Origin of the sequence: Haloarcula marismortui ATCC 43049 (assembly GCF_000011085.1) — an archaeon.
In the GTDB taxonomy this organism is placed as follows: domain Archaea; phylum Halobacteriota; class Halobacteria; order Halobacteriales; family Haloarculaceae; genus Haloarcula; species Haloarcula marismortui.
Genome location: NC_006396.1, coordinates 2,056,397 through 2,075,747, shown reverse-complemented (window position 1 = coordinate 2,075,747; position 19,351 = coordinate 2,056,397). Strand labels below are relative to the sequence as shown.

The 19,351-nt window shown below is 56.1% G+C and carries 17 protein-coding genes and 2 tRNA genes; 6 read left to right on the top strand and 13 right to left on the bottom strand.

Annotated elements, in window-relative coordinates; all coding sequences use genetic code 11:
* Positions 1–131: 131 nt before the first annotated feature.
* Together RR_RS14390 and RR_RS14385 are read right to left on the bottom strand one after the other, a co-directional pair.
* Positions 132–2,012, bottom strand: coding sequence for a DUF2075 domain-containing protein (locus tag RR_RS14390; RefSeq protein ID WP_011224156.1), 1,881 nt, complete (start codon positions 2,010–2,012; stop codon positions 132–134).
* Positions 2,013–2,017: 5 nt separating this feature from the next.
* Complete coding sequence (locus RR_RS14385) at positions 2,018–2,365, bottom strand: nucleotide pyrophosphohydrolase (RefSeq protein ID WP_049938986.1); 348 nt, start codon at positions 2,363–2,365, stop codon at positions 2,018–2,020.
* 1,023 nt (positions 2,366–3,388) lie between these two features.
* Here RR_RS14385 and RR_RS14380 point away from each other — a divergent pair.
* Complete coding sequence (locus RR_RS14380; protein ID WP_011224154.1) at positions 3,389–3,997, top strand: hypothetical protein; 609 nt, start codon at positions 3,389–3,391, stop codon at positions 3,995–3,997.
* A 178-nt stretch (positions 3,998–4,175) separates the two neighbouring features.
* Positions 4,176–4,697: a hypothetical protein gene (locus RR_RS14375; protein WP_011224153.1), complete on the top strand. Its 522-nt coding sequence runs from the start codon at positions 4,176–4,178 to the stop codon at positions 4,695–4,697.
* 7 nt (positions 4,698–4,704) lie between these two features.
* Here RR_RS14375 and RR_RS14370 read toward each other — a convergent pair whose 3' ends face one another.
* Positions 4,705–5,304: a site-specific integrase gene (locus tag RR_RS14370; RefSeq protein ID WP_011224152.1), complete on the bottom strand. Its 600-nt coding sequence runs from the start codon at positions 5,302–5,304 to the stop codon at positions 4,705–4,707.
* A 150-nt stretch (positions 5,305–5,454) separates the two neighbouring features.
* On the opposite strand from RR_RS14370, the gene RR_RS21545 reads away from it, so the two are divergent.
* Positions 5,455–6,318, top strand: a complete 864-nt coding sequence (locus RR_RS21545; protein WP_011224151.1) for a GIY-YIG nuclease family protein — start codon at positions 5,455–5,457, stop codon at positions 6,316–6,318.
* Positions 6,319–6,588: 270 nt separating this feature from the next.
* Here RR_RS21545 and RR_RS14365 read toward each other — a convergent pair whose 3' ends face one another.
* The 7 genes from RR_RS14365 to RR_RS14340 form a co-directional block, all read right to left on the bottom strand.
* On the bottom strand, positions 6,589–7,122 hold the full coding sequence (locus tag RR_RS14365) for a Panacea domain-containing protein (protein ID WP_011224150.1): 534 nt from the start codon (positions 7,120–7,122) through the stop codon (positions 6,589–6,591).
* 126 nt (positions 7,123–7,248) lie between these two features.
* Positions 7,249–8,193, bottom strand: coding sequence for a hypothetical protein (locus RR_RS14360; RefSeq protein WP_137440618.1), 945 nt, complete (start codon positions 8,191–8,193; stop codon positions 7,249–7,251).
* The gene (locus RR_RS22085; protein WP_137440617.1) at positions 8,180–8,692 is read right to left on the bottom strand and encodes a hypothetical protein; all 513 of its coding nucleotides are present in this window, start codon (positions 8,690–8,692) and stop codon (positions 8,180–8,182) included. The genes RR_RS14360 and RR_RS22085 overlap by 14 nt, the downstream gene beginning before the upstream one ends.
* A 131-nt stretch (positions 8,693–8,823) precedes the next feature.
* A complete protein-coding gene (locus RR_RS14355) occupies positions 8,824–10,869 on the bottom strand; it encodes a minichromosome maintenance protein MCM (RefSeq protein ID WP_011224149.1) in 2,046 nt (681 codons plus the stop codon).
* A gap of 211 nt (positions 10,870–11,080) precedes the next feature.
* Positions 11,081–11,650, bottom strand: a complete 570-nt coding sequence (locus RR_RS14350; RefSeq protein WP_232508531.1) for a hypothetical protein — start codon at positions 11,648–11,650, stop codon at positions 11,081–11,083.
* Positions 11,651–11,719: 69 nt separating this feature from the next.
* Positions 11,720–11,793 (bottom strand) — tRNA-Phe (locus tag RR_RS14345).
* A gap of 613 nt (positions 11,794–12,406) precedes the next feature.
* Positions 12,407–12,480, bottom strand: a tRNA-Val gene (locus RR_RS14340).
* A gap of 97 nt (positions 12,481–12,577) precedes the next feature.
* Here RR_RS14340 and RR_RS14335 point away from each other — a divergent pair.
* The 3 genes from RR_RS14335 to RR_RS14325 all read left to right on the top strand — a co-directional run bounded on the left by RR_RS14335 (position 12,578) and on the right by RR_RS14325 (position 15,698).
* The gene (locus tag RR_RS14335) at positions 12,578–13,165 is read left to right on the top strand and encodes a DUF192 domain-containing protein (RefSeq protein ID WP_011224147.1); all 588 of its coding nucleotides are present in this window, start codon (positions 12,578–12,580) and stop codon (positions 13,163–13,165) included.
* Positions 13,166–13,204: 39 nt separating this feature from the next.
* Positions 13,205–15,127: an ABC transporter ATP-binding protein gene (locus RR_RS14330; protein WP_011224146.1), complete on the top strand. Its 1,923-nt coding sequence runs from the start codon at positions 13,205–13,207 to the stop codon at positions 15,125–15,127.
* Positions 15,128–15,254: 127 nt separating this feature from the next.
* A complete protein-coding gene (locus RR_RS14325; protein WP_011224145.1) occupies positions 15,255–15,698 on the top strand; it encodes a hypothetical protein in 444 nt (147 codons plus the stop codon).
* 5 nt (positions 15,699–15,703) lie between these two features.
* Here RR_RS14325 and RR_RS14320 read toward each other — a convergent pair whose 3' ends face one another.
* Genes RR_RS14320 through coxB form a run of 3 tightly spaced genes read right to left on the bottom strand, consistent with a single transcriptional unit; the run spans position 15,704 to position 19,351 of the window.
* Positions 15,704–15,970 carry a cytochrome C oxidase subunit IV family protein gene (locus RR_RS14320; RefSeq protein ID WP_007189372.1) on the bottom strand — a complete coding sequence of 89 codons (267 nt, stop codon included), beginning with the start codon at positions 15,968–15,970 and terminating at the stop codon, positions 15,704–15,706.
* Between the two features lie 4 nt (positions 15,971–15,974).
* Entirely contained in the window at positions 15,975–18,539 is a 2,565-nt protein-coding gene (locus tag RR_RS14315) for a cbb3-type cytochrome c oxidase subunit I (protein WP_011224144.1), read from the bottom strand.
* Complete coding sequence (coxB, locus tag RR_RS14310) at positions 18,536–19,351, bottom strand: cytochrome c oxidase subunit II (protein WP_011224143.1); 816 nt, start codon at positions 19,349–19,351, stop codon at positions 18,536–18,538. The genes RR_RS14315 and coxB overlap by 4 nt, the downstream gene beginning before the upstream one ends.

Below are 19,351 nucleotides of genomic sequence, written 5' to 3'. Positions count from 1 at the left end.
TAGAAAAGCATCATCCAGAGTTGTTCGAAGAACTATGTGAAGCTGTTGAGGAACAAAGTTAGAACTTCTAGAAGCCTCGACTGGGCCTTCTCAGGTACTATAACACGCTGAAAATAGGATCTCTTGATGTCTTATTCAGCAACCGCGTCAAGTCGTTCTTGCAGATAAGCCTGCAGCTCATCATCACAACAGTAGATATAGCACCCTTTCATCCCTCGTGTCATGAGCGTCCGGTAAGTATTCTTGATTAGTTCACCAGCCAGCTCCTGTGCTTCCTCAGGCTCTTCGTCAAACATCTTCTTCATACCGAAGACAGAGCGATCGCTGCTAGCGCGTTCCTCGTAGTCGGTAATTATCTCGCCATTCCGATACCGGAGATCGGGACCAATGATCACTCCTACATAGTCGAACTCGAGCCCCTGGCACGTGTGGATGCAACCCACCTCGTCGATTGAACCTTCGTCGATAGCCCATGGATCGCTACTTTTGAGATTCCAGCTACGTCTGTAGTCACCTATCTCGATATCGACGTAATCTGGGTCACTCTGGCCATCCGTATCCCACTCCCAGCAATAGCCGGCCACGACTCGAGACAAATCGGTTTGCTCATTCTTTCGCTCAACAGCTTCATGGAGTGTTTCTGGTGAATCGAATAACCGAACATCATAATCAAGACCAATGTCTTCAGGTGTTTCTGTATCGCCTATCTCCAGCACATCATCAACCCATTCAATGTAGTCTCCGGACCCGCCACATCGTAACTGAGACTCCAGCGCAGTCTCTTTTATTTCCGCGCCCAGCTCATCTGCGAACTTTCTGATTTCGTCCTTAGACCCGATATCGTCGATATGCACGCGCTGACTCTCGTCGATAAAGAATACACTGAATTGCGCGGCGTTGATAATTTCCATAATCTGGTTCTCGCCACGACCAAAGAAGTTCGACTCCTCGTTGAGACGGTGTGCTTCATCGGCGATGAGCGCTGGGACCGCATTTGCCTCTTCATCGACATAGCTGCCGGCACCCTTGAATAGATGATTGATGGTCTTGACCATCATGTCGCCTCTGAGCTTCTGTTCGTACACATCTCGGGGTGCGGCGTTCTTCGAGACGTACTGTGCGGTCAGATCGTTTTGCAGTAGCTCTGCTAAAATATTAATCGCCACAACGGTCTTGCCCGTTCCTGGCTCTCCCTCCACGAGAAGAACACGTTTCTGTCCGTCTTCTTGGCACTGCTCCGCCAGCTCAACTGCTCTTTCGAAGACTACCTTCTGTGAATCGAGTAGGGTAAACTCATGATTGCCGTTGAGCATCTCCTGAACCGAATCTTGTAGCGATTTACTGGGCCTGAGACCGCTGTCTGCAATCTCGCGGAGCAGCTCACCTCTGTCACCGACCTGAATTCGCTCCTCCAAGTAGTCCCGGAACTCAACGGCATCGCCCTTGAGGTACAACGGTGCTTCCTCTGTATACGGTGCGTAGATTTCGTTATCGATAGCCGAGCGATATTCGGGCTCGTAGTTATGGAGGTATGCGACCGGATGAAGGTTGATCGGTGTCTCCTGGATCTGGATATTGAAGTCTCGAAGGAAATTCGCGTAGGCCCACGCTTGGTAGCTCGGGTGCGTTGTCTCCCGGATACCACCACCGACGTACGTTTCTACGATACCGTCTTTTCCACTGACTCGCTCGGTGTCTTCCCCTTCCCACTGTTTCAGCTCCACCACGACGACATTCGCGTTACCGTCTTTGTCCCTCCCAGAGATCATGAGATCCACACGCCGTGATGTTAGCGGAATTTTGAACTCAATGGCAACACCAGCGTCGTCTGGAATTTCGCTTCCAGCGAGGACCTTGTGGATATACTGGAACGAGTTCCGCCAAGCCCGTTTCTCATTGGGGCTCACCCCACCGAGCCCCTTCGCTGCGTACTTGGCCTCTATTCGTGAAACAAGGTCATCCGACAGAATATCCTTCAGGAGTCCCGATTTGGTGTTCTCGTAAATCAGCATTTAGGTTACTCGTTATATTTTCTGTTGCTGGACTCGTATTCTTCTTTCGGGTACCGCTCTCGGTTCTTTTCAATCTTCTTCTCCAGCGCGTCCTCAAGATCAATGTCATGTAAATCTGCAAATCGCAGGAGAAAGAACAGTACATCGGCGAGTTCGTCTTCAACCTCGGATTGCCTATCTGGGTTGGATATCATCTCTAATTGTTCGCTCTGGCTCTTGAAACGGAAGATATCGAGCAGTTCGTTGGATTCGGTGGAGAGCCCAATAGCGAGGTCTTTCGGACTGTGGTACTGACTCCAGTTGCGCTTCTCACAAAACTCTCGGATCTCTTTGTTTAGATCGTCGAACTCCATATCCCCGACTGGGCGTATAAAATACATAACTGCAATGCTGTGAGCGAACCATACTGGGTCGGTTGACTATTTACGGTGTGACGTACCTGATTTTAACAATAGAAAACTGGCTTTCTGGGGGAGGCTTTCCCTCTGGAGAGTACAAATACAGTGATGGGTGGACGCTTGCTATGTGTTTGACTTTGCTTTCTCCGTGATTGCGTCACCCACACAGGCACAAAAGCCGGTGTGGATCTGTTCATCTATTAGTTCAGCCTAATTAAGTAGCTATACGTTTATCTCAATGTTTCGGCTACATCACTACAGACGGCTCATCCTTTCTGGCTGCCCTTTCCCCTTCGCTTCAGATCTAGCGGAAAATACCACAGTACAGGCGGTATTTTAGCCACTGGTCGCCTTGCCGTTTGAGCGCTGCTTGAGGGCGCTCATTCCCCTGTTTTGCTGCTCTTCGATTCCAACCACTGCGACCAACTTGAAACGGGGTGAATCACCTCTCTGAATACCCCTGTCTGGGTCCTCTCTTCCCTCTTCGTTACAGATCGAAGGAATATCAACCACTCAGGCGCTACTCTTAGCGCTGGTAGTTCTACCGCTTGTACGTTGCTTGAGTTACTTCTTCTCCCTGTCTTGGCTGCTCCCCGATGCCGATCATCGAGACCATGTTTTCAGGGGGGTAAACCACCCCTTTAGCACCCCTGCTCTGGCTCCTTTCGCCCCATCATCCCAGATGGAGCGGAACCGACCACCACTCAAAGACTACTCTTGCTACTGCTAGTTCTGCCGCTTAAGCGCTGCTTGAGGGCGCTCGTTGCCCTGTTTTTCCATCGTTGTCGAGACGAGGGAGAAGAGCAGGCAGGTTGAGGGGATTATGTTACCCCTGATACCGCCGCTTGAGCGCTGATTGGCACCGCTCTACTGTTCGTTTTTGCTCGACATGGTTGAAGCGCCCCTTGAGCACCGGTTTACCCCCTGCTTCGAGTGAATGGGGAAAGCGCTATTTATTATCCGAAACCATCGAAATTCATGTTGAAACCCTCGGTTGTCCTCCAGCGAATCGCTCGCGATTTTGCCGATGTGATTCCGAAGGCCGATGCCGACGCACAGCACAGCCGGTGGAAGTCTGGCATCGGTCCCTTCGAGGAGGAAAACCAGATTGAGATGATCTTGGACGAACTGCCAGCGGAACGGGCTGGCGAGATCAAGACCGAAGTTCCGTATCCGGGCAACCAGCAGCGGTGTGACATGGTGGTCGAGGCCGGCGGTATCCGCCTCCCAATTGAGGCTAAGCTGCTCCGGTTCCGGCTGGATAACGGGAATATCGATCCCAATATGTACAAGAGCGTCTTCAGCCCCTTCCCCGAGCACAGCTCATCGTCGATGCTCACCGATGCTCCGAAGCTTGTCGAGTCAGACTTCGACCAACCGACCGGGCTGCTCGGGCTCTACTACGAGAAGAACAGCGAGGAGTACGACCAACTACGAGCGGAGGCAATAGCCGAGAAGTTCCAGCGTGACGTTTCGTACTGGTACGACATCAACATCGAGACCACGGCCATCGAGCCTTTCGATGGACTCCAGCACCCACACCACCAGCACGGCGCAGTCATCACTTGGCTGCTCTTAGATGACTAAATTCTCTGAGCTATGTGATTCGTTGCTCCTTACGATTTGAACTCTCCGTTTTCGAGTCGCCCTGCCGATGTATTCCTCTATAACCCACCGGAAAGCGATGAACACTGCAGCTCTTGATGATTAGTCGACTCTCCTAACCTGTGGATTACAACCGAACCGGCACATATCACAGACACATATGGTCCAGTTCCATACATCCTCCTCGACGGAAGATTCCAATACTCAGAAGACTCCACACGAGAACGAATCTGATGCGTTCAAGCAGCAGATTGGAGAGGTAGTTGTGACCCATCTCAGTGGAGCGGAATCGGTTCGCGTCTGGTACGCCGATGAGATGATTCAGGTGGCAGAATCTGGTCAGTCAAGCGAACGAGTGAACCCAGCGACAGAGTCCCCACCTCCCAGCGATAGGGAGACGGAGAGAAAAACAGAAAATCTAGAGATAGCACCCTCGTATCTACCAGACTCACAGGCTGGCGATAGAGAAAGTTCCCTACCAGCAGATAGCGAGACAGCAGGTCACGAATCGAACGGGCTTTCGAACGTTCAAAACCTCACAGAGAAGCAGGCCAAAGCGTTCCTGCTCTTGGAGCAAACAAATGGTGAGATCCCGATCAGTGAGCTGGCTGAGCGAGCAGGCTATTCCAGTAAAGGTGGTGCCCACAGTGCGAAGGAGAAATGGAGAGGCTCTCCGGACTGATCTTAGCTTATGAGAGGGTTGTTCCCTCGAACTCCTCGTTGACTACGCCAGCGGTCGGCGCATTCAGATACGGTTCGATGGCAGAGAACGACGACCAGCCACCGACTTCCATCACTACACGGGGATTCATCCGCTCTCTGACGAGCAGTGTCTGAGCATAGTAGCGCCGGAGATCATGACTCGATACTTTTTGCCAGTCGGCGTTTCCTGTCTCCTCCCCCACGCGCTCCGCTGTTTCCTTCACACGTCGTTGCACAGACCGCTCGGTTAGATCAATGATCGGCTCGTCGCGATCAATCTCTTCGACGTTAGCGTAGCGAAGGACTTCGCTTTCAACCTGCTCCGGGAGATATGCATCTCTGGGCTTCCCACCGCTACCTTCGGTGTCCTTTCCCTCGGGAACACGAAGCCGAGCGTGCCCATCGACCTGCGTGATGTGCTTTGGACAGACCTGTGGGATCTCGAAAGAACGGAGCCCGACTTCACCGCCAAGCTGAACAATGAGCGAATCTCGATAGCTCCCAGCTGTCTGTTTGAGTTGCTTGTACTCATCTGGGGTAAGCCAGCAGCGATACGAGTGATGATTCTCGTTACGCTTGATTCGCATGGATAGTTCTCAATGACAAGTCTGACATCATAAACCACCGTTTGGATCGAAGCAGTCAGCTATAACCCGATATATCGGGTTACGTGTCGTAGTTCTTGGACAACTCAGACATCACCTACATATGGTGAACCGTTGTGTATTGAATATAAGATGGTAAACGAGTCTGGTATCTATAACTTGGATTGGTTGGGCTTCGACTGGTCTCCGTGGTTGTCTCTTGATCCAGACAGTGAAGAACTGGCAGCTCTCTCGACCGATGCCGGGCTCTATCGAGTCCGTCATGAGACATATGGCGGACTGATTTATATCGGAGAAACAGGGAGAAGCCTGCGCGGTCGCATCCGGTCATTAATTCGCGGTGTGTTTGATGACGAGATGCCATTCAGCGATCCACACACTGCATCACCGAGTCTCTGGGCTATTGCAGATCGCCATGGATCTGGGTTCGAGGTATCAGGAACAACGCCACCAGAAGCTGAAGACAAGCAGCAACGAAAGGCAATTGAGGATGCTCTTATTGCGCTGCATCGGAGAGAAACCGAAACGAATCTCATCGGAAATTTCGGACGGATGCCACCGGGATACAGTAAATCGAAGAAGCGTAGCTCAGGAGTCCGTGGGGGACACAGTGACGACGATACGCTTCGAAGTTTTCTGCGAGGTATTGACCCACTCCCCTGGAGCAACCCTACCGGGATCACTGATCAGGATTGGATGGGTCTCTCTTGGTCATCACCCAGGCCCCTGAGCGAGTCCGCTGGCAACGTTCCTGTAGATGGTGGACTGTATCGGATCTGGAACCCTGATAACGTTCCACCGCTTGAATATATTGGAGAATCTGTTACCCTCAGTGATCGGCTCAATCGTCATCGGCGCAACCGTGATAAGGGCCTGTACTTTTCTTACGTCACTCGTCCGGAGTTTGAAGAAAAATTCCAGCTAAGCCAAGCTGAATCAGAACTCCTCGGGGCACACTGGCTTGCTTGTAGGAAGGCTCCTCGCGATCAGTATTAGACAAGATGGTGTTGGTCTGAATTCTTCAACAACTGTGACAGTAAAATGTGCTCTCAGTAAATCACAAACCTTGGTGAGTGTGTATCAGATACGGTGATTAAACATTCCAGATGTGTATAGATGGCGACAAATATTAGATTCTGTTCCTCTACAAGACTGATATCTCTCAGAATGTCTTCGCAAAAGGTAGTTCGCCAACCATTTGTGATGCTTTAGAATATTTTAAGATGGTATCTCTTTGTACCGTAGCTCTCTTGGCGGATTTCGATATTAGCTGATTTTTTTCCAATCCGGCTCAACCTCTCCTTCGCGTATCGCGCTTAGATATTTCTCAAACTCCATCTCATCATTGTAGTCTGTCTCGTCAAAGAGATAGGTAGATTTACTCCACTGAGCAAGATCGTCGCTACTCATACGTCTGGTCATATTTGTAACTACCTCAACGAGGTCTTCGACATCACTAGGGATGTCCAGATCCTCTATTTCGCCTTTGTAGGTTGTTTTGCTATTCCGATACCTATGCTGATTCTCTGCTTTCACCTCTGGATCACCTCTTAATTCAGAGAGCGTATCATCGACATCTTCGGAGTATGCACCGTACATATACGGCTTATATTCAGCCTCAGTCAGCGGACGTCCTTCGTGTTTTTCACGGTACATCAACTCTGCAAGATATATTAGCTTCTGTAATCGGTATTGGTGTAAGAATTGGTGTGTCTGCAGAAATGCTTTAATTACCTCTTGAAGAGAGACTGGAGGATCCTTATCGGAGCCCACATCTGAACCGCTCTCTTCAACAGACATAATGATGTTTCCTCCCTGTTGGTATATAAATAATAGGCTTCAAACCAATAAATGCTCTTGCCGTGTTACAGTTCTTCAGTGCTGAGTTGATGTCTAATCCAGAATAGACGTAGTGTATATCTCTGTTCATTCTTCACCAGCGTATAACGAAAATTCTGCTACAAGGTATTCCACATAGTGCTCTTTATACGTCCCAGCAGCATCCAAGAACAGAATACAACTAATTGCTAGCATTCCTGGTATCAAGCTTGTCTGATTGAGAGGGAATACAGTGGCAGCCACTGAGATATAATCAAATTGGCTGATAATATATCCTCTATTCGCTATGTATATCACGAAATGAATGATTGAGAATATCATTAAGGTAACCCACATTGATCGACAAAATGAATAGATCGACTGAAAGCGGCGAAATTCCGCGCCTCCAGACCTAGTTACCTCCCCTGTTATCAATGGATAAATTTCCATAAGCTCTGACTTATTGGTCTTTGGGAGGTCTGTATCAAACTTCTTCTCGAAACTATCGGCAAATTCTTCGAATATTTTCTTGGGTTCTTCGTCTTTTCTTGGCCCCCATTTTGTTCCATAATTTGTCTCACAGGTTTCTGCAAACAGCCTTCGATGACTTTTAACGGAAGCATTCAATCCAAAATATCGCTTTTTATACCATTGCTTGGTATTAGCGATAACCCTATAAACGCGTGCCTCAGACGGGGTCGCGGCAGCGTAGTCGGTGTACTCTGAATTCAGAAATCTATGTAGTTCTGGCAAATTATCACGAACAAACCCGGCCGCACTGATTGCTCTTCTCCCCAACCAAGCAACAAACTGCTCTGAATTGTTAGCGAGTGTGTGAATTGCTTCCCCAAAAACTAACCCCATGCCAATCGCTAAGAGCAAAATGACGACAAAGTTACCTGCTGGTAGTTCTGACCAGTTCGTTAACTGTGCAAATAGCTCGGACTGAACCGGGAGCACTGAAATAATCCCAAAGAAAAAGACGGCTCCTGGGAGAGATTTTCCGAGGATGTCGTACGAGGAAAATAGACCAACTAATTTATTTTGAACCATCTGTTGCAGCCTCGCTTTCTCCTTCATTCACGTCCGTGTCACCATCGTCACTTTCGTCGTCGACATCAGTTTCGCCCGCCATGTAATCTTCGGCACTATGGTCTTGACCTGGGGAGGGGTCGCCTTGTCTCGAGGATTCCGTCGAGTCATCCCCATTCCAACACCACGCTACCAGTCCTGCAACCAGAGAAATCAGGCCAACAACCCCCACTATTTCTGGTCTCCCACTCATTTCTGGGACTAATCTGGGCATTATCTGCGCTTCCGGACCATGAAGAGTAATGATAGAAAAAGCGACCAGTGATATCAAGAACGTTGGATAACTGTCTTCAACTCTATCCTCCTTCCAACGGGATAATTCTCTTAGACTGAGTGAGATCCCTGATGCGCCTATGATGGTCAAAACAGCGATTATAATGCCAATATCGACCCCTGGAGAAAAAAGAATGACAGGCACTATAACAAGGCCAGCGTACAAACTTCGCTCAGCTGTTGACACGACTGATACCAATCATTGTAGTACGATGTAATAAAACAATATGCATCGAATGCTTAGCAAGCATTTCATTGTCTAATGTATTTCTCTAAGACAAATCACGGAACCACACTCTCACCTATTGTTGACTGTGACTATGTTCTTCTGAACTCGTCGTTGACAGCATAGATCCTTCCAGCCTCTTTCAGCTGTTCCACATCATACTGCAGTATCTCTTCCTCAAATTTAACCTTGTCATCTATTTCACCTACTGTCGCACCATCTAACCGTTCTATAACAGTAACAATCCTTTCCCGACGCTCGCGCTGATTCTCCGACAATCCTGTCTCGATGATATCAGCATCAAACTCACCACTCTCAGGATCATATCCGACCTGTCTCATGGACTTCGTCACCAGTTTAATCGCCCGTTCAATGTCTTCAATCTCCACAGTATCCGAAAGACGAACCCTTGCACTCGACTCCGCAAGCCGCTGTATCGCCTCTACCTTCCGAAACGTCACCGGAATCGGTGAGTCGTCGTCTTGCTCACCAGCCCCAGCTCGGAACTCGACGAAGAACTGTTTCAGTCGCTCCGCCACTTCTTCGTCCTCAATGATCGGATGACATATCTGCTTGGCGTGAGCGATGTAGGCCCGCATCACCGACCGGTCTATCGCGGGCTCGACCCGCTTCTGTTCCTCTTCACTCAGATTCTCTCCTCGGGTGTGACGACCTGCAGCCTGCCGGCTCTGGAGCATATGTTCGACGACATCCGCATCGTCCTCCCGGTCTGGCTCGTCGGACACCATGAACATCAGGTCGAACCGAGAGAGAAGAGTCGGGCCCATGTCGATCTGCTCCCCTTTCGGACGGTAGCGGTCGAAGCGGCCGTCCTTCGGATTCCCTGCCGCCAGCAGCGAAGTCCGAGCGTTCAGCGTAGCGTTGATACCCGCCTTGTTGACGTGGACCTGCTGGCTCTCTAAGGCGTCGTGCATTGAGGACACTGCGTCGGACTGCATCTTGTCGATCTCGTCGACGCAGGCGATACCACCGTCCGCCAGCACCAGTGCGCCGGCTTCCAGCCCCCACTCTGTATCACCAAAGTCGTCGGATACAGCTGCTGCCGTCATCCCTGCCGCCGTTGCCCCCTTTCCCGAGGCATACGTCGACCGTGGTGCTATCTGATCGACGTAGCGGAGGAAGGTGGACTTCCCACAGCCGGGGTCACCGAGAAGGAGCATATGGCAGTCACCGCGGTCGCGGCTTCCGTCCGGGTATTCGTGAGCCCAGCCGCCGAAGAGCTGCAGTGCGACGGCCAGCTTGACGTGCTCGTCGCCCCGGTGCTTCGGGTTGATCGAGTCGATGAGCAGCTGGTACGGGTCACCGCGTTCCCCGTTGGCGATAGCTTCGATCTCATCGAGGTGTTCCTCTACATCGACATCGTCGTAGTCGCTCTCCTCTTTCACGACTGAACGCGCATCGAGGTTCGTGTCGAAGTCGAGCCCCTGGTCGGCTCCGGGCTCTTCGATGTCGAGAACCCCAGTCAGAACCACCCTGTCACCAGCGTCGAAGCCTTCGATAAGGTCATCTTCGAGATGTGCGTCGACGCTCTGCGCTTCCCCACCGTTCGTTTTCTCGGGCGGCTGCTGGATACGGGCGTACTGGTGGTCGATCCAGCTACTGGCACTTGCATCGAGCGAGAACGGTCCCTGTCGTTCGCACCCTTGGCACTCGTGCGGTTCTTGCAGACTATCGCCGTGCTGTGGAATCTCAGTCTGAGTTCCGCAGCGTTGGCACTCCCAGACAGCCTCTGTGAGGCGCGGCTTCACGTCGGACACCTTCTGGACCTGTCCGCGGATATCGAGCAACTGCCCGATGTTCTCGTGGCGAGACACACCAGAGGGGTCGAAGACGTGTATCTCCGGAAGATTGTAGATGCGTACGTGGGCGTCGTTGAGTTCGACTGCTACCGGCAAGTCGTACAGGCGGAGTGCTTCTTCCAAGTGTTCCTGCAGTTCCTTCGGATGGTTCCGCACGTCGTCGGCAATACCCGGGTCGAACCGGTACAGGTCGTCGTAGTCGACGTGGAGTGATTTCTGCTCTCGTGGGTAGCGTTGTGCGAGCTGTGCGATCTCTTCCGAGTAGTAGTCCCGGAAAAATTGTATCAGTTCTTCGACGAGTTCGTGATTTTGGGGCATCGTTGATTTCTGTGAAGTCTTCACAACAGCCGCGACGGCTGTTGATTCGTCTTGACTGCGAGCGGTGCGAGCGGTTTGCGAGCGTACTAACAGCTAATCGATAGTTGTTTACACAACCGTCCTACCCTGCAAAATCTAAGGTTTCAGACGGTTTCGCTCAGAGTGGACCAATCCGGAGGGGGCTTCCCCCATCGCATCTGTTGTGAGGACTTCACAGATTCTCGCCCTCTTGGTCAGCCGTGTACTTGCGGGGGAGACTCCCGGCGTCAAGATCGAGCCGTAGCTCTCCGTTCGTGTACTGGAGCGCATCGCCATCGATCAACCGGGCCGCGCGCTCCATGTCCCGGTAGATCGTCGTCCGGTCAATGTTCGGGTAGTGAAGCGCTTCCTCGGCCTCGTCCCGGTCGACGGTCGCTGCAGGCGGCTCGTCACGCCGTTCACGCGCTTTCGCCGCTCGGTGTAGGTGCTGGACCAGCGTGACCGCGCGCTGCTTACCAGACATCTTGTCAGCGTTCTCGACGACTTCCAGAATGTCGGTGCGCGCATCGAGGCGCGCAACTTCAGCCTCCAGTTCGTCGATGCGTTCATCACGCGCAGCCAGTTCGTCCTCTAGCTCTTCACGTTCGTCGCGCTCGTCGTGAAGTTCCTCCCGAAGTCCCGAGACTTGCTTCGAGAGGGCGTCAAGACGTGCTCCCAGCGCTTGAACGGTGGTTTCGAGGCTCTCTTCCCTACAGTTTTCGTCGGGAGAAGTGCCCTCGCTGTCGGGGTCCGAATCGGTCACGCCGACCACCCCCTGACAGACCCCCGGCTAAGTGGGGTTGTCTTTCGGGCATGTAAACCGAGAAGGGTATGCCGCCTCCCGGATTTGAACCGGGGACAGCTCGATCTTCAGTCGAGTGCTCTCCCAGTCTGAGCTAAGGCGGCGCGCACTCCAATCGATGACGAGGGTAGAAAAAAGCATTTCGAAAGCGGGCGGAGGTTTTGTGGCATCCGCCGGGAGGGTCGACCGCTGATTACGGGAGAAATAGGTCCGCGCTGTCGAACGTCTCGCCACAGTCGTCGCATTCGTACTCAGTGCCATTAGTCGTCGAGACGTCCCCGCTGCAGGCCGGACACGTCGAGCCATCTATCATGTCATGCACTACCACCACTCCGGATATATGGATTACGGGCGACTATCAATCGAGATAGAGGGCCCCGTTTCTGCTGGCTGTGGGTGTTTGCCCCGCTGTAGTTGGCTCTCCCACAGACCGAGGTGTAATTGAATGCCCCGAGAAGCCCGGTTGGTCCGGGCGTCACAGGCTGGGTCTGAGCGGATTCGAACCGAAGGAAGACTCACTATGTTCGTCTTCCGGGGCTCGAACCACCATTTCCCACACAGACACCGCTGGCTCCGCGTTACACTCGTCGCAGTCGGTGTCAGAAGTGGGTCTGAACGGATTCGAACCGAAGCCAGACGTGCTCACTGCGTTGCGCGCGACTGGCAGGAATCGAATCCACAGGAACCATCCGCTCCTCACGTCCGTTCGTCGCAGGATGGGTCCGGGCGGATTCGAACCACCGGCCTCGGCCTTGTAAAGGCCACGTCATAACCAACTAGACCACGGACCCGTACTCCACCGTTTTCCATCGGCAGGAATAACGCTTTCTCTCTCGGTCGACAGTGGGCACCGACAGTATTACCCACGACCTACCCCTCACACGGAGTATGCAGCGCCCTGCCGTGGTTGTCCTCGGACTGGTTGGCCTGCTCGTTGCCGCCGCCGTGGTCCTCCAGACCGGCCTCTGGGTCGAGGTGCTTGGCACCGGCGAGTACGAGGAGGGCACAGTAACGGTCCGTGAGGGGTCAGACGCGGTGACAACAACCGCAACACAGCCCTCCACGGATGCTTCGACGCCAGGGACGACCGTCGCGGTGCGTGAAAAAAATGCTGGGGAACCGCTGGGGACGGTCGAGGTTCGCATCGCACAGACGTTCGATCAGCGGTACGTCGGCCTGAGCAACACCGAGTCGCTTGGGCCAAACGAAGGAATGCTGTTCGTCCACGACGAGGCGGGCCAGTACACCTACGTCATGCGGAACATGTCGTTCCCGCTTGACATCATCTTCATCGACGCCAACGGCACTATCACGACCATCCACCACGCGCCGCTCCCGCCGGAGGGGACCTCCGAGAGCGGCCTGACAGGCTACGCGGGGCGGGGCAAGTACGTCCTCGAAGTGAACCGCGGGTGGACAAACCGGACCGGCGTTGCGGTCGGCGACCGGGTCGAACTGCCGCCCGAAGCCACGTAGCCCGACGGCCTTTTGCGGGTTCGGCCCCTGAATCCGATAATGGATTTCGACGCGGGTTCGGACGACGACGTGTTCGAAGACGCCAGGGAACGCGTCGACCGGCCGATGCTTCGACTGTTCACCGGTTACGGACAGGGCCACTGGGGAGCGTTCGTCGTCGGCCTCTGCAGTTCTATTGTCGCTCGGATGCTGGACCTACTGCCACCGATCCTCTTGGCGCTGGCTATCGACGCTATCTTTCTACAGGAGGCCGAATACGGCCTCTTCCTGATACCCGACGCCTGGATTCCCAACGGGCAGGGGCCACAGCTGTGGCTCACTGCCGGCATCATCGCCGCCTCGTTCGGCCTCGGGGCCGTCTTCCACTGGAGTCGGAACTGGGGCTGGAACAAGTTCGCCCAGCACGTTCAACACGCCGTCCGCACCGACACCTACGAGACGATGCAGCGGCTGAACATGGACTTCTTCGCCGATAAGCAGACCGGCGAGATGATGTCGGTGCTGTCGAACGACGTCAACCGGCTGGAGAAGTTCCTCAACGACGGCCTCAACTCCGCTTCGCGGATGATAATCATGGTCGTCGGCATCGCCACGTACCTGTTCTACATGAACTGGCAACTGGCGCTGGTCGCGCTGTTGCCCGTCCCGATTATCGCCGTGTTTACAAAGCGGTTCATCGACGTTATCCAGCCGAAATACGCCGAGGTCCGGTCGACGGTCGGCAAGCTCAACTCCAGACTGGAAAACAACCTCAGCGGCATCCAGATAATCAAGACCGCCAACACCGAGCCGTACGAGGCCGACCGAGTCGAGGACACCTCTGAGGACTACCTCGACGCCAACTGGGACGCCATCGAGACGCGTATCACCTTCTTCCCTGGCCTCCGGCTCGTCTCGGGCATCGGCTTCGTCGTCACGTTCATCGTCGGCGGACTGATGGTCACCGGGCAGGCACCCGGACCGCTGACGGCGAGCCTCTCCCGCGGGCAGTTTGTCGCCTTCATCATCTACACCCAGCGGTTCGTCTGGCCGATGGCGCAGTTCGGGCAGATCATCAATATGTACCAGCGGGCCTACGCCTCCGCTGAGCGCGTGTTCGGGTTGATGGACACGCCCGGTCGCCTCGAAGAGGCCGAGGACGCGCCGCCGCTTGCCGTGACCGACGGTCGCGTCGCGTACGAGGACGTGGTCTTTAGCTACGATGGCGACGACGAGCCGGTGCTTTCGGACATCTCATTCGAGGCCGACGGCGGCGAGACAGTCGCCCTCGTTGGCCCGACCGGCGCGGGGAAATCAACCGTGCTGAAGCTCCTGCTCCGGATGTACGACGTTGACTCCGGCACGGTTCGCATCGACGGCCAGAACGTGCAGGACGTACAGATACAGAGCATCCGTCGCGCCATCGGCTACGTCAGTCAGGAGACGTTCCTGTTCTACGGCACCGTCCGCGAGAACATCGCTTACGGAACCTTCGACGCGACCGATGAGGAAATCGTCGCCGCCGCGGAAGCCGCCGAAGCCGACCAGTTCGTCCGTAACCTTCCGGACGGCTACGACACGATGGTTGGCGAACGCGGCGTCAAGCTCTCGGGCGGCCAGCGCCAGCGCATCGCCATCGCCCGGGCGATTCTGAAAGACCCCGAAATCCTCATTCTCGACGAGGCGACAAGCGACGTGGACACGGAGACGGAAATGCTCATCCAGCGCTCGCTTGACGACCTGACCGCCGACCGGACTACGTTCGCCATCGCGCACCGTCTCTCGACGGTGAAAGACGCCGACACGATTCTCGTCGTCGAGGACGGCCGTATCGTCGAACGCGGGAGTCACGCCGAGCTGCTCGCCGCTGACGGCCTCTATGCCAACCTCTGGGCAGTTCAGGCCGGCGAAATCGACGAGCTTCCGGAAGAGTTTGTCGAGCGGGCGATTCAGCGACGGGCGCGGACGGATGCTGATGACTGAAGCGGCGAGGACGGCATGTCCGAGCCGTCAGTGGTCGGTATTGGCTAATGCCTGAACCAGCGAAAACACCGGTTTCTGGTTGGCCGAGCACAAACGATTATTACGCATTGTGTTGTAATGCTATCACATGTCAAACACGTACCTCGCTAGCATGGCACTGATGGGTGCGTTAGTGGTGGCGGTGGTCACATGGATGGTCCGCGGGCGAGGGTGGTATCACTACAGCCCGGGGTCGTCAACGAGCGGCCGGTCTCCAACGAGTGACCGCGAGAGTCGCTTCGAGACGTATGCCGACCAGCCGATGGTCTGGGTCGGCGCGTTCGCGGTGCTGGTCGTCGGCCTCCTCGTCGGCGTCGTCGCGTCTATCTCCGGCCCCGTCGAGACCCAGTCGATAGCGGGGCTTGCGGTCGCCGTGGTCGGTGGGGCGGGCCTCTGTGGCTACCTGCTGTTTGGGGTGTATCTCTCGGCGACGCGACGGGGACATCCCCGCTCGCTAGCGGTCGCCGAGTCCGCGACTGTCGCGGGCGTTCTCTTTCTCATCGCGGTCGGTTTCCAGCTTGTCGGGGCCTGATACCCTCACAGTATCGAGTACGCCGCCGCGCCGGTCAGCGCGAGCGCAGCAACAGTCCCGCCTAGCACGAGGTACGTGACGGCCCGTGGTTCCCAGCGGAGGTGCTGGTAGTACGCGGCGACGCCGACGGCCTTGACGACCGACAGCACCATGATGAGCGCGAAGGCGGGCCAGTAGGCGCTGTCGACGAGGCCGGTGAACTCGACGACGGCCTGCGCGGTCGCGAAGGCGAACAGTACGACGTATATGACGGTGTAGCCTTTCCAGTCCATTGTTCTATAGGATGTAAAACAGCGGGAACAGGAACAGCCAGACGATGTCGACGAAGTGCCAGTACAGGCCGAAGTACTCGATGGCCCTGTCGTCGCCCTGGTAGGCCCCGTTCCAGGCCCTGACGGTCATGTACGCACAGATGATGAGCCCGATGATGACGTGGGCCCCGTGGAGCCCAGTCGTCAGGTAGAACGTCGACGACGCGATGTTCGTCGAGAGGTTCCAGCCGTTCGGGAACGCCTCCGTGCTGATGTGGAACAGGTGGTTCCACTCGATCCCCTTGTTGATGAGGAAGCCGACGCCGAGCGCGAACGTCCCGACGAGCGCGGCGACGGTCCCGCGCTTGCTCTCGCGCTCGGCGGCGACCATCGCCAGCACGACGAGGAAACTCGACGTGAGCAGCAGGTACGTGTTGATGAGGCCGGGCATCGTCACGTGCTCGGCGGGGATGAGGTCGTGGTGCCAGGCCGTCCAGCCGTACGCGACCCGGACGAATGCGTAGGAGCCGATGAACGCGCCAAAGAGGACGATGTCGCTGGCGAGGAATGTCCACATCCCGAGTTTCATCTTCTCGACCTTGTCGAAGGGCCACCGTTCGGCGATAGCCATTTCCGGCGCGTGGAACGGTTCGCGGGTCATCCCGACGAGCGAGCCGAACGTCGTCACCCCGCCGACGGCCGCCATCGACAGGTAGAACACGCTCCCTGTTCGCACGCCCGAGAGCCCGAGGAAGGCGATGAACCCGCCGAGGCTGACGAGGAACGGCCAGAAGCTGGCGTGGCTGGCGTGTTCCTCGCCGCTGACCTCGTGGGTCGACTCCATCGCCGTGGCCGTCGCTGCGGCCCTCGCCGTCACCGCGCCGCCGTCCGTCGCGGTCCCGCCGTCGGTCGCCGCGTGGCCATGCGCCGCGGCTCCGGGTATGCTTTCGGTCCGCTCGGCGACCGTCTCCTCGTCGAGGAACTCCAGTTTCCCGGTGCCGTAGCTCGGTACACCGGGGAAGTTTTCGAGCGGCGGCGGTGAGGCGGCGGCCCACTCAGCGGAGGTGGCGTACTCCCAGGGGTTCGGCCCGACGTCCTCCCCGCGCCAGAGGCTCACGAAAAGGTTGTAGAACATGAGGAGGAAGCTCGCGCCGAGGATGAACCCGCCGACGGTCGCCATCGAGTGCCATATCTGCAGGCCCTCGGGGTAGACGAACACCCGCCGCGGCGTCTCCCAGGCGATGAACATCGGGAAGTACAGCAGATTGAACCCGAGGAAGTAGACGCCGAACTGTATCTTCCCTAGCGTCTCGTTGTACATCTTCCCCGTTATCTTCGGATACCAGTAGTAGAGGCCGCCGAACAGCGCCGTCGCGCCCGCGACCATCACGTAGTGGAAATGCGCGACGACCCAGTACGTCCCGCGGAACTGGTAGTCCAGCACGATTGCGCCGAGGAAGACGCCGGTGATGCCGCCGATGATGAACAGGATGAGCGCGCCCAGCGAGAATAGGAACGGCGTTGTGAACCGGACCCGCCCCTTCGCCATCGTGTAGATGAGCGAGAACACCATCAGGTCGAATGGCAGGGAGATGCCGATGGTCGTCGCCATGAAGATGGTCTTGATTGGGAGGTTGATGCCGGTCAGGAACATGTGATGCATCCAGACGACGAAGCTCTGGAGCGCCACCAGCACCATCGAGATGATGAACCACTTGCGGCCGACCAGCCGCCGGCCGGTGAAGGTCTGGAAGCACTCGGCCATCACACCGAGCGCGGGGAAGAAGACGATGTACACCTCCGGATGGCCGAAGAACCAGAACAGGTGCGCCCACAGCAGCGACGCACCCGGATTGTCCGCGTCGGTCGCCATCGTCGTCCCGTCGATGGAGTACTGGAAGTAGGTCGTCCCGAGGATGTGGTCCGAAGCGAGTATCATCAGCGCCGCAAGCAACGCCGCGAAGGCAAAGAGCATCATCCAGACGGTGAGGTTGATCGATAGCGAGAAGATGGGGATGTCCCGCATCCGGAGCCCCTCGGCGCGCATCCGGTACATCGTCGTCAGGAAGTTCACCGACCCCAGCGTCACCGCGGCGGTGAACATGATGAGTGCCAGCACGACCGAGGTCGCCCCCAGTCCCTCGCCGGGGATGTACGCCGGCGTGTTCAGCGGGGCGTACATCGTCCACCCGCCCGCGAAGGTGGTCCCCTGGAAGAAGGAGACGCCCATCAGGATGCCAGAGAACAGGTACAGCCAGTACGACAGCGCGTTCAGCCGCGGGAAGGCGAGGTCGTCCGCGCCGATCTGTAGCGGGACGAGGTAGTTCGCAAAGCCGAAGGCAAACGGCGAAATGAACCAGAACACCATCAGGAGGCCGTGGGTCGACACTGCCTGATTGTACCCCATCGACCCCAGCAAGTCAGCGCCTGAGGAAATCAGTTCGAGGCGGAATAGCAGGGCGAGAACGCCCCCAAAGACCAGAAAGAACAGCGCGGTGATGAGATACAGCACGCCGATGTCCTTGTGGTTGGTTGTGAGGAACCATCGGCTGACCGACGACTTCGGCGGGAGGCCGTGGTCGTGGCTCATGCTGGGGCACCTCCGGTGGTCGCTACGTCGCCTGCGGTCGGTGTCCCGAGGCTGGTCGATTCGGTTGCGGTCCCGTTCGCGGCCGGTTGGTCTCCGCTTCCGGCCGAACCTTCAGTCCCGTTGTACCACGCCTCGTACTCGTCCTGTGGCATCACAACCACGTCTGTCGTCATCAGCGAGTGGCCGCTGCCACACAGTTCGTAGCACTTGGCGGCGTAGGTTCCCGTCTCGTTGGCCGTGAACCAGGCCGACGTGTACTGGCCCGGGACGGCGTCGGTCTTGACTCGCAACTCCGGGATCCCGAAGTTGTGGAACACGTCCGTCGAAGTCACCTGTAATCTGACCACGCGGTCCTGTGGCACCCGGAGCGTGTTGGCCGTGTGTCCGTTCGGGTAGATGAAGTCCCAGCCGAAGCGGTACCCTTCCACATCGATTTCAAGGGCCTCCTCCTGGGCCGGGTCGGGGCCCTGTTCGATGTACAGCAGTTGCGAGTACGTCCAGGCGATGAGCGAGACGACGATGATGGCGCTGATACTGAACGAATAGAACACCTTCCGCCCCCCCGTGCCGCCGGTTGGCAACTCGCCCATCTCGGGCCGCTCGACCTTGTCGGCGTACGGGTCCGTTCCGCTCCCGTCGTCGCGGTACTTGAGCGCGTGGTACATGGTGTAGGCCACGACGACCACCCCGACAGCTGTCCCCAGCAGCAGGAACACCTCGAATATTTGCTCGAACACCGCACTGGGTGCCCTGACGTCGCCACCGTGCAAGGGGAACACAACCGTGGCGTATGTTATCAAGGATGTCGCCAT

Bases quoted from the DNA above. Each gene is read 5' to 3' on its own strand.
- RR_RS14390 (WP_011224156.1), bottom strand. From the start codon at position 2,012: ATGCTGATTTACGAGAACACCAAATCGGGACTCCTGAAGGATATTCTG.
- RR_RS14385 (WP_049938986.1), bottom strand. From the start codon at position 2,365: ATGGAGTTCGACGATCTAAACAAAGAGATCCGAGAGTTTTGTGAGAAG.
- RR_RS14380 (WP_011224154.1), top strand. From the start codon at position 3,389: ATGTTGAAACCCTCGGTTGTCCTCCAGCGAATCGCTCGCGATTTTGCC.
- RR_RS14375 (WP_011224153.1), top strand. From the start codon at position 4,176: ATGGTCCAGTTCCATACATCCTCCTCGACGGAAGATTCCAATACTCAG.
- RR_RS14370 (WP_011224152.1), bottom strand. From the start codon at position 5,304: ATGCGAATCAAGCGTAACGAGAATCATCACTCGTATCGCTGCTGGCTT.
- RR_RS21545 (WP_011224151.1), top strand. From the start codon at position 5,455: ATGGTAAACGAGTCTGGTATCTATAACTTGGATTGGTTGGGCTTCGAC.
- RR_RS14365 (WP_011224150.1), bottom strand. From the start codon at position 7,122: ATGTCTGTTGAAGAGAGCGGTTCAGATGTGGGCTCCGATAAGGATCCT.
- RR_RS14360 (WP_137440618.1), bottom strand. From the start codon at position 8,193: ATGGTTCAAAATAAATTAGTTGGTCTATTTTCCTCGTACGACATCCTC.
- RR_RS14355 (WP_011224149.1), bottom strand. From the start codon at position 10,869: ATGCCCCAAAATCACGAACTCGTCGAAGAACTGATACAATTTTTCCGG.
- RR_RS14335 (WP_011224147.1), top strand. From the start codon at position 12,578: ATGCAGCGCCCTGCCGTGGTTGTCCTCGGACTGGTTGGCCTGCTCGTT.
- RR_RS14330 (WP_011224146.1), top strand. From the start codon at position 13,205: ATGGATTTCGACGCGGGTTCGGACGACGACGTGTTCGAAGACGCCAGG.
- RR_RS14325 (WP_011224145.1), top strand. From the start codon at position 15,255: ATGTCAAACACGTACCTCGCTAGCATGGCACTGATGGGTGCGTTAGTG.
- RR_RS14320 (WP_007189372.1), bottom strand. From the start codon at position 15,970: ATGGACTGGAAAGGCTACACCGTCATATACGTCGTACTGTTCGCCTTC.
- RR_RS14315 (WP_011224144.1), bottom strand. From the start codon at position 18,539: ATGAGCCACGACCACGGCCTCCCGCCGAAGTCGTCGGTCAGCCGATGG.
- coxB (WP_011224143.1), bottom strand. From the start codon at position 19,351: ATGGCGACATCCTTGATAACATACGCCACGGTTGTGTTCCCCTTGCAC.